9 protein-coding genes are annotated in these 16573 nt (G+C 70.5%); 1 reads left to right on the forward strand and 8 read right to left on the reverse strand.

From position 1 onward, the window contains the following. Window positions 1-102: 102 nt before the first annotated feature. The 8 genes from ABZU69_RS24960 to ABZU69_RS24995 all read right to left on the reverse strand — a co-directional run bounded on the left by ABZU69_RS24960 (window position 103) and on the right by ABZU69_RS24995 (window position 15004). Window positions 103-4827 (reverse strand): Ig-like domain-containing protein, encoded by a 4725-nt coding sequence (locus tag ABZU69_RS24960; protein WP_354966765.1) that lies wholly within the window; start codon window positions 4825-4827, stop codon window positions 103-105. A gap of 110 nt (window positions 4828-4937) precedes the next feature. After that, window positions 4938-6860 carry a beta-L-arabinofuranosidase domain-containing protein gene (locus tag ABZU69_RS24965; protein ID WP_354966766.1) on the reverse strand — a complete coding sequence of 641 codons (1923 nt, stop codon included), beginning with the start codon at window positions 6858-6860 and terminating at the stop codon, window positions 4938-4940. Window positions 6861-6862: 2 nt separating this feature from the next. After that, window positions 6863-7774, reverse strand: coding sequence for a carbohydrate ABC transporter permease (locus ABZU69_RS24970; RefSeq protein ID WP_354966767.1), 912 nt, complete (start codon window positions 7772-7774; stop codon window positions 6863-6865). A gap of 5 nt (window positions 7775-7779) precedes the next feature. Beyond that, window positions 7780-8697, reverse strand: a complete 918-nt coding sequence (locus tag ABZU69_RS24975) for a sugar ABC transporter permease (protein WP_354966768.1) — start codon at window positions 8695-8697, stop codon at window positions 7780-7782. A gap of 115 nt (window positions 8698-8812) precedes the next feature. Next, on the reverse strand, window positions 8813-10054 hold the full coding sequence (locus tag ABZU69_RS24980) for a sugar ABC transporter substrate-binding protein (RefSeq protein ID WP_354966769.1): 1242 nt from the start codon (window positions 10052-10054) through the stop codon (window positions 8813-8815). A 630-nt stretch (window positions 10055-10684) separates the two neighbouring features. Then, a complete protein-coding gene (locus ABZU69_RS24985) occupies window positions 10685-12145 on the reverse strand; it encodes a GTP-binding protein (RefSeq protein WP_354966770.1) in 1461 nt (486 codons plus the stop codon). Beyond that, entirely contained in the window at window positions 12142-13998 is a 1857-nt protein-coding gene (locus tag ABZU69_RS24990) for a dynamin family protein (protein WP_354966771.1), read from the reverse strand. The genes ABZU69_RS24985 and ABZU69_RS24990 overlap by 4 nt, the downstream gene beginning before the upstream one ends. Before the next feature lie 115 nt (window positions 13999-14113). Then, window positions 14114-15004: an IniB N-terminal domain-containing protein gene (locus tag ABZU69_RS24995; protein WP_354966772.1), complete on the reverse strand. Its 891-nt coding sequence runs from the start codon at window positions 15002-15004 to the stop codon at window positions 14114-14116. Window positions 15005-15304: 300 nt separating this feature from the next. Between ABZU69_RS24995 and ABZU69_RS25000 the strand changes: the two genes are divergently transcribed. Then, complete coding sequence (locus ABZU69_RS25000) at window positions 15305-16570, forward strand: Hsp70 family protein (protein ID WP_354966773.1); 1266 nt, start codon at window positions 15305-15307, stop codon at window positions 16568-16570. The last annotated feature ends 3 nt before the right edge of the window (window positions 16571-16573 follow it).

Genomic DNA, 16573 nt, shown 5'->3' on the forward strand with positions numbered 1-16573 from the left:
GGGGGGGGGGCGGCGGCTCCCGGGTTGTTTTTTTGTTGGATTTTCACTCTGTTTTGGGTGTGGTGGGGGGGGGGGGGGGGGGGGCGCCGCCACCACGAAGGGTCAGCCGCAGGCGAGCGCGCCGAACGGCGCCTCGAACGCCGCCGTCACCGGCTGGCCGTCCACGCTGCCGGTGGCCTTCACCGTCGCGACCCCGGCCGGCACCGACTCGGCGCGGGTGGTGAACGCCTGGTAGGCGGACTTGCCGGGGGCGACGCCGGACACCGTGCGCGAGCCGTACGGCGTGATCAGCTCGATGGTGAGCGGCACGTCCTCGGCGTTGCGCGCGTTGACCGAGACGTAGGCGCGGGTGCCGATGCACTGGGTGCGCGCCTGCACCTCGACGTCCCACGTCGGGGTCTCCGGGGGGTCGCCCACGGTGAGGGTCAGCGTGGTCCGCGTGGCGCCGGCCTGGCTGACGTAGTCGGGCAGGATCAGGTTGCCGATGATGGTGTAGCGGCCGGGGGTGTCGACGATGTCCTCGTCGAACTCCCAGTCGACGCCGATGGCCTGGTTGTCGCGGGAGCCGTCGTTGTAGGAGACCTCCACCTTGTCCGGCAGGTGGGGCAGCTCGCCCACGTCGACGGAGCGCTCGAACGTCTCCGCGCCCTGGATCGAGATGCCGCCCGGGGCTGTCTCGGGACGCACGTACACGCGGGCCTCGGCGATCAGGCCGTACGCGTCGTTCGTGCCGTAGACCACGAACGGTTCGACGTTGGTCTCCGCGACCATCGCCGGCGTTATCTCCTGCCAGTTGAAGGCGACGGTGCCGCGCGCACCGCTGGCGTAGACCGCGTCGAGCGTGCTCGGCAGGGTGGGCACAGCGCCCACGGTGGTCCGGATGAGCACCGGAGAGCGCACCGAGTCGACGGTCTCGCCGTTGGCACGCCACCGCAGCACGCCGGTGCCGGCGCCGCTGCCCATGAGGCCCCAGATGCGGATGCGCAGATAGCTGGTCGTGACCGGTTGGAAGTCGAAGTGGTTGTAGGTGTTGGTGGCGAGCCCGTCGGCGTACGTCGAGTCCCCGGTGAGGGTGACCGGCGTCCAGGTGGTGCCGTCCGCGGAGCTCTCGATGGCGTACGTCGTGCCCGTGGGCCGGCGGGTGCCACCGTTGTCGTCGTACCAGTAGATGTCGGTCGACGACAGCCGCACCGGTGCGGTCCACCGGTACTGGATCCACGCCTCCCGCTCCGGGCTGGTGCCGTTCTGTGTCTGGCCCCAGTTGCCCCAGCCGTTCCCGGCACCCGGGTTCGAGCTGTTCGGGGTGGTGCTCTCCTTGACCCGCTGGTGGTTCTCCCACGACGCGGTGCCGCTGGTGCTGACCGTCGCCGAGGAGCCGAACTCGGCGACCACCTCCCGCTTGGCGAGGGTCACCGCCACGGTCGCCTCCGACCGCTTCTCGCCGTCGCTGGCGAAGAGGCGGAACACGTAGTCACCCTCGACCGTGCCGGTCACCCGGGTCGTCAGTGCCTTCGGGTCGGAGAAGATGACGCCCGCTCCGGGCGGGGCCGAGACGGTCTCCCAGCCGAAGGTGAGCTCGCTGTCGTAGGGGATGCCGTCGTCGGACGCCGTGCCGACCAGCCTGGTGGACAGGTTGCCGTCCGCCGAGCCGTCGCGCGCGGCGGTGACCACGGGGGCCTGGTTGGAGACCTCCGGTACGTCGCGTCCCGAGTCGAAGACCTGGACCTCGGAGATCGCCGTGTAGAACGTCGGGTTGTTGGTGAAGGCGATGCGCAGTTTGCTCGACGTCACGGTGTCGAACAACGCCTCGTTGAACTTCGCCGACGGGACGGTCGGGTTCTTGAACTGGCCCGGTACCTCCTTCCAGCCGCCGTCGCCGTCGGGCACCTGCACCCACCAGCGCGCGGGCTCGCGGTAGCCCCCGGCCTGGCGGTCGCTGACGGCGTACACCTTGACGTTGTCGAAGGATTTCGCCGACCCGAGGTCCAGCTCGATGTAGCCGTTCTTGTCGGTCGTGCCGTAGTTGCCCCAGTACGGCTCGTTGGCGGTGACGCCGTCGGTCACGGCCGCGAGCGACACGGGCCGCTCGGTCTCCTTGATGGCGCCGGGTGTGTAGTTCATCGAGGTGGTGCTCCAGCCGGGCGTGTGGAACTGCCGCCACGGCGTCGGCCGCACGCCCTGCTGGGTGTACGACGAGCTGAGGTTGGCGCCCGCGGCCAGGTTCGGCGCGTCCTCGGTGAGGTCGATGCCGGCCGTCTTCAGGTACTCGACGACGCGGGTGTCCTCGATCGGGGTGTCGACCGCGCTCGGGACGTCGGCCCCGGTCGTCGCGGTGAACGTGACGGTCAGGCCGGCCTCGGCCTGGACCTGGTTGGTGCGCGGGTCGTAGGTGAGCTTGCCGATCTTGTCGGTGCTGACCTTCTTCTCGCCGTTGAGGAACAGGCTGTAGCCGGCGCCCAGGCCATACTTGCTGCCGTCGGGGTCCCAGACGATGGTGACGTCCTGCCCGTGGTAGCGCAGGTTGTTGGCCATGAAGTGGTCGTAGCCGAATTTGATCGGCGATAGCTCGATCTTGTCGTCGGAGCGCGGCTGGAGGCCGGCCATGTCCTCGACGAAGATGTAGTTCATGTTGCCGAGCATCACGTGGTTCGGGTTGTTGCGGTTGTAGGTCTTCGCGGTCGGGTTCCAGTTGGAGTAGTACTCCGCCTGGTTCGGGGCGCGCAGGTCCGCGTTGGGGTAGATGCTCCAGGCCATCCAGTCCAGCAGCCGCTTGGCGTACGCCGGGGTGATGTACTTCTGCTCCGGGTCGTAGTGGCGCAGCGCCGAGCGGACTCCGCGGTACTGCACGGTGAAGTTGATGTTGGAGAAGTTGTTGGAGCCGCCGATCCCGTAGGCCGTCCGGTCGTACTGGTTGGCGGTGTAGAACGGGAAGATCGGGAAGTTGTCGCCGTAGGTCAGGAAGCGGTACCCGTCGACGTAGTTCTGCCACTGGTCGTACGGGATGAGGTTCTCGGCGTAGACGTCGTAGAGGTTCGACTCCCGGGCCGGGATCAGGTCGCGGGACGTCGCGGGCAGCGGGTTGGGCCGGCCGTTGGCGCTCGCCGCGCTGGTGGCGCCGTGGGAGGTGCCGGCGAGGAACATCCGCATGTCGGGGCTCCACAGCCGGTCGAGGATCGCCGCGCGGATCGCGTCGGCGCCGCCGGCCATCTCGTCGACCTTGCCCTGGTCGGCGCCGGCGAGCTGGTAGAGCTGGCGGGCGGCGTCCAACGCGCCCCACACGTACGCCGACTCGGGGCGCTCGATGGTGCGCGCCCCGGGTGCGCCGGCGTTGCTCTTCGGGTAGCCGAAGGTGATCGCGTCGGCGTCGTTGCCCGGCATGTAGTTGGTGTCGTAGGCGATGAGCTTGTCGTCGTTGCCGTCGTAGTGCTCGAGCTGACCGACGCCGTCGCCCTCGAAGTAGCGGGCGAACTTCCGGGCGATCTCCTTGCCGCCGCCGTGCACGTTGTAGGCCTCGAGCCCGGCGGTGCCGATGTACTGCGAGTAGTGGTTGTTCCAGCTCGTGTGCCCCGGGCTGTCGAGGAAGGCCGACGAGCCGGACAGCTCGCCGATGTTGAGGACCTGGCCGTACGGCAGGTAGGGCGTGCGCAGCCACTTGGTGTCCTGCAGGTGCATCGGCTGGGTCAGCGCCACGGCGTTCTGGTAGAGGTTCACCCCCTCGATCGTCGTGGGGTACTGGTAGACGTGGCCGGGCGCGTTGGCGTCGAGGGTGTTGTACCGCTCGCCCCACCAGCGGTAGACGATGGCCTTCTCCAGCGCGGGATCGGGCACGTTGATGTAGGGCACGTCCTGCGCCCAGCGGCGGTTGAAGGCGGTGATGCCGGTGCGCACGGCCGTGGCCGGCGACATCTCGGCGTACTCCTGGTAGCTCTGCACGGCCCTGGTCAGGCTGGCCGAGGAGACGGCGCCGACCACGGACAGCGACACCGAGCCGCCGGCCGGCACGGTGATCTCGCGGTCCAGGTTCGCTCCGGTACGACTGAAGCCGGCACCGGTGACGTCGACTCTGATCGAATCCCACGCCGTGTCGACGAGCCCGTTGTTGGCGCCACTGGTGATGGTGCGCGTGCCGGTCAGCGCGGCGGCGCCCGGTCCGGCCTGGGTGGCCAGCGGGGACGCGGCGCGGACGGTGAAGGTGGCCGACGCGTCGCCGGGGTTGTCGAAGTCGAGGGCGGTGACGGCGACGTTGTCCTCGGTGATGAACTTGGTCTGGTTGGCGGTGACTCCGGTGGTCCCGATCGTGTACCGGCTCTTCGCGTGGCTCGGCGCGTTGAACCGGTTGGCGTTGACCTCGGCGACGGTCTGCCCGGGCACCGTGACGGTGTACAGGTTGCCGAGGTTGTTCGGGCCACCGACGTACGCGCTGCCGGCGAAGCCCATGACGGTGAAGTTGTTGTTGCTCGCGCCGCGCATGTAGAGAGAACGGCCCCGGCTCATCAGCACCGCCGACCCGATCGTTCCGGGGACGCCCAGCACGCGGTCGAGGTAGTAGTCCGTGCCGCCGGCGGCCAGGTCCTTCTCGAAGATCGACTGGTGCATGTTCCCCGCGGTGAACGGCACGCCGGGCTTGAGCTGGTTGGCGACGTCACCGACGTTGCTGTAGGTCGGGTCGCCGATCTCCATGGCATGGTTCTGCCCGTTGGTGTAGACCCCGACGTCACCCTCGTTGCCCGGCAGGACCGGGCTGGCGGCGTGGGCCGGAGACGGTACGCCGACCGCCCCTCCCAGCACCAGCGCGCCCAGGGCGGCCCAGAGGGGCACCCTCCTCACTCTTCTATGGATCATGTCGTTTCCTCCCTGTCGTCGGTGCGGCTGAACGGGCGAGGCGCGTACGGGCGTTAGCGCTAACATCAGGGAGCCGGTCGGCCCCTGACATCTCGTCAATGCTCTGTCGGGAGCCAGACGCGCATGGTCGAGGGCCCTCGGTTGGCCCAGTCGTGGTACTCCACCAGCGCCACCTCGTCGACGCCCTCGTCGACCACCGGCGCCGACTCGGCCGCGTCGGTCCGGTACGGCCAGTCGTGCTCGCGTGGATGGACGCGCCGGCATTGCACGGTGACGCGGCCGTCGACGAGGCGGGGCGGTTGGCTGGTGTCGACGCGGAGCTCGTCGACCGTCTCGACGTCGGGCACGTCCACCGACTCCAGGGCGAGCACGAGGGGGCCGTGCTCCACCGCGACGCAGCCACGGACCGCGTCGATGCGGGCGTCCGGGTAGGTGAACCGGGGCGCCATCGGCAGGGACAGAACGACCTCGTCGTCCCGTCGCCACGTCCGGTTCTCCGTGACGAGGCCGGGACCGACCGCACGGGTTTCTCCGTCGACGGTCAGCGTCGCACCCTGGCCCGCCCAGCCGGGCACCCGCAACGACAGCGACCAGGGGCGGTCGTCGTCGCTCTCGATCCGCACCCGGACCTGCCCGCTGTGCGGGTAGTCGGTCGCGATGCGCACGCACAGGTCGCGCCCGTCGGCGAGGCGGTGCTCGACGGTGCCCGGCAGGTACTGGTGCAGTTGCAGACCCTCGTCGTCGGACGTCGCGACGTAGGCCGCCAGGCTGGCCAGGGTGCGGGCGACGTTGGTCGGGCAGCAGGAGACCTCGAACCAGGGCGCCCGCAGCGAAGCCGCCGCGCGCAGGCTGGGCCGGTCGGCGTCGGGAAGGCTGCCGAGCTCGCGGCGGTGCAGCGTGTTGGTGTAGAAGAAGCTCCGTCCGTCGGCCGACGGCGAGGTCGACACCACGTTGAACAGCGTCCGCTCGATGACGTCGGCGTACCGGGGGTCGCCGTCGGCGAGCAGCAGCCGCCACGCGAGCATCACCGAGCCGACGCCGGCGCAGGTCTCGGAGTAGGCACGGTCGGGAGGCAGCACCCAGTCCTCGCCGAACGCCTCGTCCTGATGCCGGGAGCCCTGCCCGCCGGTGACGTACGTGCGCCGGGCCAACCCGTTGCTCCACTGGGTGCGCACCGCGTCCAGCAGGCTGGCGTCCTTCAGTTCGACGGCGACGTCGGCGGCGCCGGCCGCGAGGTAGTTCGCCCGTACCGCGTGCCCTCGCAGGACCGTCGCCTCCCGGACGGGCCGTTCGTCCTGGAAGTACTCCCGCCCGAACTCCACATCGCTGAGCCGGCCGTGACCCCGCCGGTCGACGAAGAGCGCGGCCTGGGTCAGGTAGCGGTCGTCACCGGTGACCCGGGCGAACTCCACCAGCGCGGTCTCGATCACCGGGTGCCCGCAGATGCCGTCGACGCCGTCCGGCCCGAAGGTCTCGCAGACGTTGTCGGCGGCACGGCGGGCGACCTCGAACAGCCCGTCGTCCGCACCCGGACGCGTTCGGGCGCGGGCGACCGCGGCCTGCAGGAGATGACCGACGCAGTAGAGCTCATGACCCCATTCGAGGTCGGACCACCGGGGCGCCTGCCCCGGGCGACCGAACCTGGTGTTGAGGTAACCGTCGGCCTCCTGCGCCGCGGCCACCCGTCGCACGAAGGCGCGAAACCGCGACTCGAGCCCCGCATCGCCGGTCCGGCCGATCTCCCACGCCGCCGCCTCCAGGAACTTGTAGATCTCCGAGTCGGAGAACTCGCGTCCACGGCGATCGCGTGACAGGTCGCCCCGCACGGCACGGTCGAAGTTGCCGATCCAGCCCGCACGCTCGAGCCAGTGCGCGATGTGCGGCAGAGTCGCGGCGGCGTTGATCGACTGACGCTCGGCCCAGAATCCCCCCGTGATCCGGACCTGGTCCAGCCCGAGCGGCCGGAGCCGGCCACGGATCGGCAGGACAGGGGCGGCCGTAGGTGCGGTGCCGCTCATGGTCATCCTTTCATCGCGCCGGACATGAAGCCGCGCACGTAGTGTCGTTGGAGCAGCAGGAACAGGACGATGCACGGAAGGGCGAGAACGACGACGCCCGCTTCGGTCGCCCCGTAGTCGACGACACCCTGGACCTGGCCCCGCAGGTTGGACACAGCGAGCGGAAGGGTCATGCGCTCGCTGTCGTTGATGAGGATCAGCGGTGCCATGAAGTCGTTCCACGCGGTGAGGAACGCGAACAGCCCGACGGTGATCAGGCCCGGCTTCACCGCGGGCAACAGCACCCGCCACAGAGCGCTGAACGTCGAGCACCCGTCGACCATCGCGGCCTCGTCCAGTTCACGTGGCACCGCCTCGAAGGAGATACGCATCAGGAAGGTGGAGAACGGCAGCTGGAACATCGTGAGCACGAGGGCCACGCCGACGAGGGAGTTCTCCAGCCCCACCTGGTTGAGCAGCACGTAGAGCGGGATCAGCAACGTCGCGTACGGGACCATCAGGATGGCGAGCGTGACCAGGAACAGGATGTTCTTGCCGGGGAAGCGGAACCGGGCGAACGCGTAACCACCGAAGAGCGAGATCAGCAGCGTCAGGGCGACCGCGAGCAGGGCGACGAAGGCCGTGTTCGCGAGGTAGCGCCAGATGCCGGCCTGATAGTTCGCCAGCGTCTCGTAGTTGCCGAAGCCCCAGCCGTCCACCTGGTTGGTGCCGGCCCGCGGGCCCACCGAGGCGACCGCCGTCCAGAGCAGCGGAGCCAGGAAGATGAGGCCGACCGCGCCGGAGAACACCCAGTACGGCGTGCGCAGCGCGATGCCGGCGATGGTGACGCCCCTGGGTCCGCCGCGGCGACCGGGCGCCGCGGCGGGTGGCGGAGCTCCGCCGGGATCGACGCGGGAACGGGATACGGCGATCATCGGGGTCAGCTCTCCTCGGATCGGAAGGCGCGCAGTTGCAGCGCGTTGATGAGGACCAGGGCCAGCAGCACGATGAGGGAGAGGGCGGCCGCCACACCGAGGTCGTTCTGACCCTGGAACGCCACCATGTAGATGAGCTGGACGACGGTGATCGTGCTGTTGTCCGGACCGCCCTTGGTCAGGATGTAGAACTGCTCGAAGGCGAGCAGGGAACCGGTCACGCACAACACGGTCGTCAGCGCCAGGGTCGGACGCAGCAGGGGCAGGGTGATCTTCCGAAAGGTCTGCCAGCGGGTGGCACCGTCCGCGCGGGCGGCCTCGTACACGTCCGCCGGGATGCCCTGGAGGCCGACCAGCATGAGCACCATGTAGAAGCCCGCGTAGCGCCACACGATGAGGAAGGTCGTCGAGATGAGCGCCGCGGTCGGTGAACCGAGGAAGGTGACGCCGAGACGGTCCATCACCGGCGCCAGCGGGCTCGCGTACGGCGAGTAGAGCACGTAGAACAACAGGGACGCCGACGCCAGCCCGAGCGCGCTGGGAATCAGGAACGACGCACGGAGCAGGTTGTTCCACCGGCTCGACTCCTGCACGAGCAGGGCCAGCCCCAGGCCGAGGGCCAGGAGCAGCACGGTGGCGAGCACGGTGTACTTGACGGTGAACACCACCGAGTCGGTGAAGAACCGGTGGTTGACCGCCTTCACGAAGTTGTCGGGAGCGTTGATCCCCTGGTCGCCGGTCAGCAGCGGCCATCTCGACACCGACATCCTGATGACGAGCAGCAGCGGTACGGCGAACAGCGCCACGACGAACACCGCGGTCGGTGTCGCGTAGAGCCAGCCCAGCAGGGCCTGCCGGCCGCGTGGGCGGGCACGGCCCCGCGTCGCCGCACTGGGCGGGCGAGACGGTGCGGTGACTCTCATGGGAACCTCTCGGTCGGTCGACGGCGGGCGGTCGTGGACACGCGGGGACGTGTCCCGCCGCGGGCGTGTGCCGGCCCGGGAAAGCCGTTGGTCGGCACACGCCCGCGATGGGCAGCTACTGCTTGAGCACGGCGGTGATCTCGCCGTTGTCCTTCTGCAGGTCGCCGCTGCCGTTCAGCACCTGATTGCGGACGAGGGTCAGCCATGGGCTGTTCGGCGCGTTGAACGCCTGCTGGAAGTTCAGCGCGACGGGGGTGTCGCCCTTGCCGGCCGCCTCGTTGATGGTGACCAGTCGCGGGTCCTCGGCGGCGTACTTGTTGGCCGCGAGGTCGGCGCGGGACACCACGTCCTTGTTCTTCGCCAGCACCTCGACCTGGGCGTCCTCGGACATCATCCAGCCGAGGAAGTTCCAGGCCTGAGCCGCCTTCTTCGAGTCCTTCGACACGCCGATGCCGTCCCCGCCCACGAAGGTGGAGCCACCACCGCTGGGGCCGGGGATCGGGGCCACGCCGACGTCGAACGGGGTCGAGGAGAGCAGCGTCGCCGGGTAGAGCATCAGACCGACCTTGCCCTCGGTGAACGGGGCGGTCCAGGTCGGACCCGTCTCACCGGCCGAGGCGGGCAGCACGGCTCCGGACTTCCACAGGTCGTTCCACGTGCGGTAGACCTTCTGGGCGGTGTCGTCGGCGAGCTTGGACTCGGTGCCATCCTCGCTCAGCACCTCACCGCCGCCGGCCCAGACCGACGGGAACCAGGTGAAGACGAGGCAGCCTCCGCAGTTCAGGCCGGTCGCCGTGCCGTAGACGCCGTTCTTCTTGGTCGCCTGGACCGCCTTGGCGGCAGCGGCGTACTCCTCGAGCGTCGCCGGGGCCTTCTCCGGGTCCAGCCCGGCGTCCTTGAACAGCTGCTTGTTCCAGAACAGCATCGACAGGTCCAGCACGAAGGGCAGGACGTGCTTCTTGCCGTCCACCGTTCCGGCCGAGAGGTGCCCCTTGTTGATGGAGTCCTTGAAGCTCAGGCCGTCGATGTTGGCGCTGAGGTCCTGGAAGAGGCCCTGATTCACCCAGTTCGGCACGTAGACGATGTCCGCGGCGAAGAGGTCCGGAAGGCCGTCCGAGCCTGCGGCCGCGCCGACCTTCGCGACGTAGTCGTCGTTGGGAACCACGGTCAGCTTGACCGTGTTCTGGTGGCCGGCGTTGTACGCGTCGACGAGGAGCTTCGCCTGCTTCTCCAGCGGCGCGCGGGTCCACAGGGTGAGCTCACTGCCGTCGTCGACGCCGTTGGGGCCGGCCTCTGCCGCGCTCGTGCCGCCGTCGTCGCTGCTGCACGCGGCCGTGGCCACGGTCAGCGCGGCCACGAGGACTCCTGCCAGTGAACGCAGAGCGGTGCGCCTGCCCAAGGTTCTAATCATGGTTCCTCTCCTAGGGGTTCATCGTTCGGAGAAAGCCGCTACGCGGGTCCCGCGAGCGAGGATCAGTCCGGTTCCTTGGTTCGTTCGTGTCGTCGGGGCGGGCCGCAGCCGCTACACCAGAGCGATGACATCGGCCACCGCGGTCGATCACGGTGGCCGCCGGGCGGGTCCCGCGGATCGGGTCGGCAGCAGTGCGGACCGGTCCACTACGGACCATCCGGCACGTCGCGAGATCGCTGGTCCTCATCGCGCCCCCCGCCTCCCGCCGGATCCGGCGCGGCTCGTGCAGCACGTCGTTACCGCCGCGACCGGGGTGGTGGATGTCACGTTCCGCCGCTAGCGTCGCGCACGAAAACGGTTTCGGCAAGATGTCAGGCGGGTAAAACCTGAACCGCTTTCGCTGGCGTCCTTACCGTCCTACGTGGGCAGACTGGGCACCTGGCCTGCCAGGGGTCGGAGTCCGCGAGTGACTGTCGGGTTCCCTGAAAAGCTTGCGAAAAGGTTTCGGTAGACCGGCAGGCAGGTCGACCAGGTGTCCGCGGATCCACACGGCTCCGCGTCCCACGCCGTCGGTTCTCACCGACCGCCAGCGGCCAGCTCGGCGAGCATCCCCTCACAGCTGCGGACGACGACCTGCGCGCCGCGCCGCTGGGCCAGTGGGAGCAGCGGGTCCTCGGCCCGGTCCCGCCACCGCCACTGCGCATCGGCGGCGACCTCCCAGAGCCGCTGCACCGTCGCCTCGTGCTCGACGCCGAGGCGGGCCGCCAGCCCGACGCCGTCGCCACCGATCAGCCGCTGCGCCTCGGCGACCAGCTCGGCGTCGAACCCGAGCCGGCTGTTGCGTAACGCCACCAGCAGACGAAGCTCCCGAAACTCGTGCGCACCGGCGAGGATCTGCTCAATCGTGCCGACCAGCTCGTCGGCGCCCCGGACGGGCTCGGCGCGCACCAGCGCCTCCACAGCGGCCAACGCCGACCGGGCCTTCAGCGTGTCGCGGCGATCGATGAAGCAGCGGGTCATCGACTCGCGCAGCTCGGTGAGCCCGCTACGCCGGATGAGTTCGGCGGACAGCTTCACCCGACTGTCGAACCCGCTACGGACCAGGACGGCCGCCAACCGGATCCCGAAGAGCCCGAACCGATCCAGCAGTGCCGCGCGCACCTCGGGGTCCAGCCGTACCGGCAGCTCGCCACCGAGGAAACGGTCGGCGGAGAGCAGGTGCGGCTCCAGCTCCGCTCGGGGCACCCGGGCCAGCGTCGCGAGCGCCACGAAGTCCGACTCGCTGAGCATCCGACCCGCCAGACCGATCGCCCCGCTGCACGCCACCACGTTCACACAGAGCGCGCCGACCCGCGGATCCCGGTGGTGGCGGCGGGCGAGCTGGCGGGCCGTGAGCAGCCCGTCGATCCGGCCACCACCGGTCTCGTCGGCCCGGGACAGCACCATGATCACATTCACCGGCGCGGCCTGCCCGACCGCACTGTCCCGGCCGGACTCCAGCACCCGCAGATCACTGTCGCGACCATCGCGGGTCAGGTACAACACCGCGTCCGCGTCCCGCAGCACCCGGTCCATCACCGGCACGCGACCCTGCTCCCCGGTGCCGGCGACCGCCGGAGTGTCGATCAGGGTCACCTGGCGCAGTGCCCGGGTCGGCCACCGCACCACGATGTCCCGCACCTCCCCCGCGCCCCAGCCGAGGTCCACCCGCATCCCGGTCGCGGATTTGACCACCGTCAACTCCTGCGGAGGCTGGCCGGCCGGGTAGGCGGTGGCGCGCGGTTCGACGCCGTCCTCGTACCAGGTGAAGACGCCGTCGGCTCCCTCGACCGGCGCGACCTCCTCCCCCATCAGCGCGTTCAGCACCGTCGACTTGCCGGAACGCCAGGGACCCGCGACCGCGATCCGCAACGGTTGCTCCAACCGGGCCACCTGATGCCGCAACTGCCCGACGACCCGGGGATTGTCCTGGTAGAGGTCGATGGCCTGGTGCAGCAACCCCCACGCGGCCTCGTCCAACCGCAGCCCGACGGTCACGCCCGAGGCTCCAGCAGCACCGGGGCCGCGCGGGTGCCGCTCAGCTGCTGAGCCTGCTCGTAGAGCGTGGCCAACCGGGTCATCTTCAGCCGGATCTCGCGCTGCCGCTGGTCACGCAGGGCGGCATCGGTGTCCGCCTCCTGCTTTGCGCTGCGGAACGACTGGACGATGGCCTCCTGCAGCTCCTCGGTCAGCCCCGTGAAGTGGTCCCGCAGCATCCGCTGCACCTGCCGGGCGGCGTCCCGGCAGTCCCTGATCATCCGGACGAAGAAGTCGTCGACATGCCGCTGGATCGCCGTCTTGACGGTCGCCTGCCGGCGACGCAGCAACTGCTTGCTCTCGTCGCGGATGCTCTTGCCGCCGAAGAGCGCCCCGATGCCGACCGAGACCGGATTGATCATCGGCATCCCGGCCAACGTCGTCGCCAGACCGAACATCAGCATGCCGCCGTACGAGCCCTTCATGCCGGTGAACAGCTTCTGACCCGTGGTGAACCGGTCGATCTTCGGCCGTTCCAGCTCCGGCAGCCGGCCACCGATGTCCTCCGGCATCGTCATCGACCAGGGCGGCAACACGTCGTAGCCGTACCGGGCGAAGTTGGCGGCCACCCGCCGGGCTATCCAGTCACAGCGCTGGATCAGCCACTCGTGATTCGCCTCCGCCGCCTCCACCAGGCTGCGCTCCAGCCAGTCCTGGAAGGTGTCCCAGGCGACCAGCGGATCGGCCGTGTCGAACGCCTCGTCCACCGTGCGCAGGATCTGCCGGGTCCGGTCGCGCAGGTCGTACTCGATGTCCGAGAGCAGGTCGGCCATCTCGTCGGTGAGGGTGTTCTGCCACCGGGTGGAGCAGCGGCGCAGCTCGTCGACCTCACGCTGTGCCGCGTGCAGCCGGGAGATCGGCCCGGACTGCTCCGCGGCCTCCTGGGTCGCCAGCTCGGCGCGCAGCGGCGCGGCCAGCTGCTCCACCACCGTCCGGGCCACCCCCTGCACCGAGGCCCGGGCCAGCTGATCGGCCTTGCCGGACAGGTCCCGCTGCAACCGGGCGATCAGCGCGGGAAAGCCGGACTCGGCGTTGAGGCCGCGGTCGTCCGCCGCGGCCGCGCGCAGCCGCAGGGCCGCCGAGACCGGGATCACCGGCGCGGGGACACCGGCGTCGGCCAGGTGCTGGCGGTTGCGCTCGGCGATCGCGCGCCAGTCCGCCACGAGATCGGTCTTGCTCTGCACCACGACCACGTTCGGATGCGAACGCATCACGTGCAGCAGCATGTTCAACTCGGTGACCGAGAGCTCCCGCGTGGAGTCGGAGACCAGCAGCACGGTGTCCGCGCGGGTGGGAGCGGCGACCGCAGCGTTGCCGCCCAGCGCGGCGATCTCGTCGGCGCCGGGAGTGTCCACCAGCACCAGTCCGGCACCGAGCAGGGCGCGGGGCAGCCCGATCTCGACGTACGCCGGGCCACCACCGGGCCGACGCCCGACCGCGCCGGCCACCCCCGCCGCGACCTGGTCGAGCGCCACCGGCGATCGCTCGAGGATCGCCGCGGGCGCGGCGCCGGCGGGCCGGCCCGGAGCCGGTGGCGGCGCCTGGATCACGGCCGCGGACGGAACGTCGGCGTGCTGCACCACGGTCGGCAGGACGGTGGTGCGGCCGTCGCCGACCGGGCACGCCGGCGCGTTGATGATCGCGTTGATCAGCTGACTCTTGCCCTGGTTCGGCTCGCCGATGACCAGGACGCGGAGCTTCGGATCCAGCAGTTGGGCGCGCTTCTGCCGCACCGTCTGGAGCAGGTCACCTCGGCCGTGTGCGTTGCACGTGCGGGCGATCTCGTCCAGCACGTCCAACCAGATCCCCGCCATCACCGCACCAAGTGTGCGGATTTCGGCTCAATTATCAAGAGGGACCGGATGTGGAACCGGAGAGGGCCGGACCGCCCAGGGCGATCCGGCCTCCCGCTCCTACCGGGAATCCCCGTCAGAGCAGACCGCCGGTGATGCCCAGCAGTCCGTTGTCCGACGCGGCGTGCCCGCCGTCGTGCGAGTCGCCCAGCACGCCATCGGTGAGGCCGCCGGTCACGTCGCCGACCGTGCCGGTGACACCGGGCACAAGCCCGTCCACCTGGTGCGTAACGCCGCCCACCACGGACGGCACGTCGAGCGGCGGGACCACGCCGCCGACACCGTCACCGTGACCCAGGCCCAGCCCGCCCAGGGTGTCGTCGACACCGAGGGAGCCGACGACGCCGTCGAGCTGACCGCCGGTGCCGGAGAGGAGCCCACCGGTCAGGTCGCCACCGTGCAGGCCCGAGTCGGCGGTGCCGACCAGGCCGGTCGGGTTGCCCACCGTGCTGGTGACGTCACCGAGCACCGGGTCCACGATGCCGTCCACCGGCGCGACCACGTCGGCGTCGAGGGTGTGCGCCACGTCGTTCACACCCGTCAGGTCGGTGTCGAGCCCGTTCGGGCCGACGCCGAGGCCGATCCCGGGCAGCACGGTGACCCCGGCGGCGACCGTTGCCGGATCGACCGCGATGGCGCCCAGCACGCCGGCCTTGACGTCCAGGCCGGTGGGAGCACTGGTGATGCTGATCTGCTGCGCCACGCTCTGGAGCTGGCCGACCACATCGGTGGCGTCGGTCACCAGCGGGTCGAACCCGAGCTGCCCGACCGGGGACAGCGGCGCCAGGCCCTGCCCCGGGGCGTAGTCGACCACCAGCGGAACCACGTCCTGCACGTCGGCCGCGGTGATGTCGGTGAGGCCCGCGGCGTTCAGCGCGCCCTCCGGGTCGAGGTCGAAGGCCGACCGCGCGTCGGGGTTCGTCAGCAGGTCGAGCACGAAGTCGTGGAGGGTCTGGTTCGAGTCCATGTGCCGGTTTCTCCTCGGATGTGGCGTCAGCGACCGTCGTTCGTCGACAGTGACGTTATTGCGCGGAGCCACCCCGGACATCGGGGCTCGGCCCGCATCCCGTCCCGCTGCATTAGGGTCTCCGCAGCCTCGTACGTTAGGGGGACTGGGGGAAACCGTCCCGGTCAGATTAGGGTCCCGACCAGGGAGCGATCTCTGGTACGAACGTAGGAGCCCGCGGGGGTTCGCCGGGGGTGGGTCGCCGGGCAGCGCCGAAGCGGTCGCCACCGGCCGGCCAACTCACGGGGAGAGATGAGACGGATGCCGTACGTCCTGGGGATAGACATCGGAAACACCAACACCGCCGCCGCCGTGGCGCGGCGACACGGTACGACCTGGACGCGTCCCGAGGCGGTCCCCCTGCACGCCGGCTCGGCCCTCGTACCGTCGGTGCTGCACCTGTCGGAGGACGGCTCGCTGCACGTCGGAGAGCCCGTGACCGACGACGGCAGCCGCACCACCAGGGACTTCGTCCGCCGGATCGGCGATGATGTCCCGCTGCTGCTCGGCGGCGAAGCGTGTGCGCCGCAGACGCTGACCGCCGAGTTGGCGACGTGGGTGGTGGAACGGGTGTACGCCTTCGAGGGCGGCCCGGCCGACGCGATCGTGCTCAGCCACCCGGCGGGCTGGCGCCCGTACCGGCGGGAGTTGCTGCACCGGGCGCTGTTCGACCTCGGTCTGCGCAACGTGACGCTGCTGCCCCACACGGTCACGGTGGCCGAGAGCCACGCGGCGCGCGGGTTCGCGGGCACCACGGCCGCCGTCTACGCGCTGGGTGGCAACAGCTTCGAGGCGGCCCTGGTGCGCCGCACCCCGCGCGGCACGTACGAGAGCTTCGGCGTCCCGCAGGGTCTCGATCCGATCGGCGGGACCGACTTCGACGAGGCGCTGGCCGGGCACGTACGGACCGTGCTGGCCCGGGAGCTGGCCGGCACCGCACGCCGGGGCGCCCAGGCCGCCCTGCGCGGGCTCCTCGCCGAGTGCGACCGGGTCAAGCGGGAGCTGACCGTCGACCTCGCAGCCGATGTGGTGCTGGCCCTGCCGACCGGCCCGGCGCGGGTCCCGGTGACCCGGGCGCAGTTCGAGGCCATGATCCGCCCGACGGTGCAGGCCACCGTGGACCTCCTGCTCCGGACCGTGCAGGGCGCCGGCCTGGCGCCGGCGCAGCTCGACGGCGTCCTGCTCGCCGGCGGTTCCGCCCGCATCCCGCTCGTCACCGAGCTGATCACCGCGGCCCTCCCGGTCCCCGTCGAGGTGGAGCCGGACGCACAACTCACCGCTGCCACCGGGGCGGCGATGGCCGCCTGCCAGGTGGTGTCGCCGCGCCCCCGCCCGCCGGAGCCGGTACGCGAAGCAGCGCCGACCTCCGGCGCCGGCCGGGCCACCATCCCGGCGACGCGCCGCCCTCACCACGACACCATCGTCCCGGGCGATCCGCCACCCCGACCCCCGGTCCGGATCCTCCCACTGGAACTGCCGAAGGCGTCCCGCCTGGCGCTGGCCCGAAGCCGGGGACGCGAAGGATGACCT

It is taken from the genome of Micromonospora sp. NPDC005206, from assembly GCF_040608175.1.
In the GTDB taxonomy this organism is placed as follows: domain Bacteria; phylum Actinomycetota; class Actinomycetes; order Mycobacteriales; family Micromonosporaceae; genus Micromonospora.

What these genes read in the sequence shown, in the direction of transcription:
- ABZU69_RS24965 (WP_354966766.1), bottom strand. Translation starts at nt 6,860, where the DNA reads ATGAGCGGCACCGCACCTACGGCCGCCCCTGTCCTGCCGATCCGTGGC.
- ABZU69_RS24970 (WP_354966767.1), bottom strand. Translation starts at nt 7,774, where the DNA reads ATGATCGCCGTATCCCGTTCCCGCGTCGATCCCGGCGGAGCTCCGCCA.
- ABZU69_RS24975 (WP_354966768.1), bottom strand. Translation starts at nt 8,697, where the DNA reads ATGAGAGTCACCGCACCGTCTCGCCCGCCCAGTGCGGCGACGCGGGGC.
- ABZU69_RS24990 (WP_354966771.1), bottom strand. Translation starts at nt 13,998, where the DNA reads ATGGCGGGGATCTGGTTGGACGTGCTGGACGAGATCGCCCGCACGTGC.
- ABZU69_RS24995 (WP_354966772.1), bottom strand. Translation starts at nt 15,004, where the DNA reads ATGGACTCGAACCAGACCCTCCACGACTTCGTGCTCGACCTGCTGACG.
- ABZU69_RS25000 (WP_354966773.1), top strand. Translation starts at nt 15,305, where the DNA reads ATGCCGTACGTCCTGGGGATAGACATCGGAAACACCAACACCGCCGCC.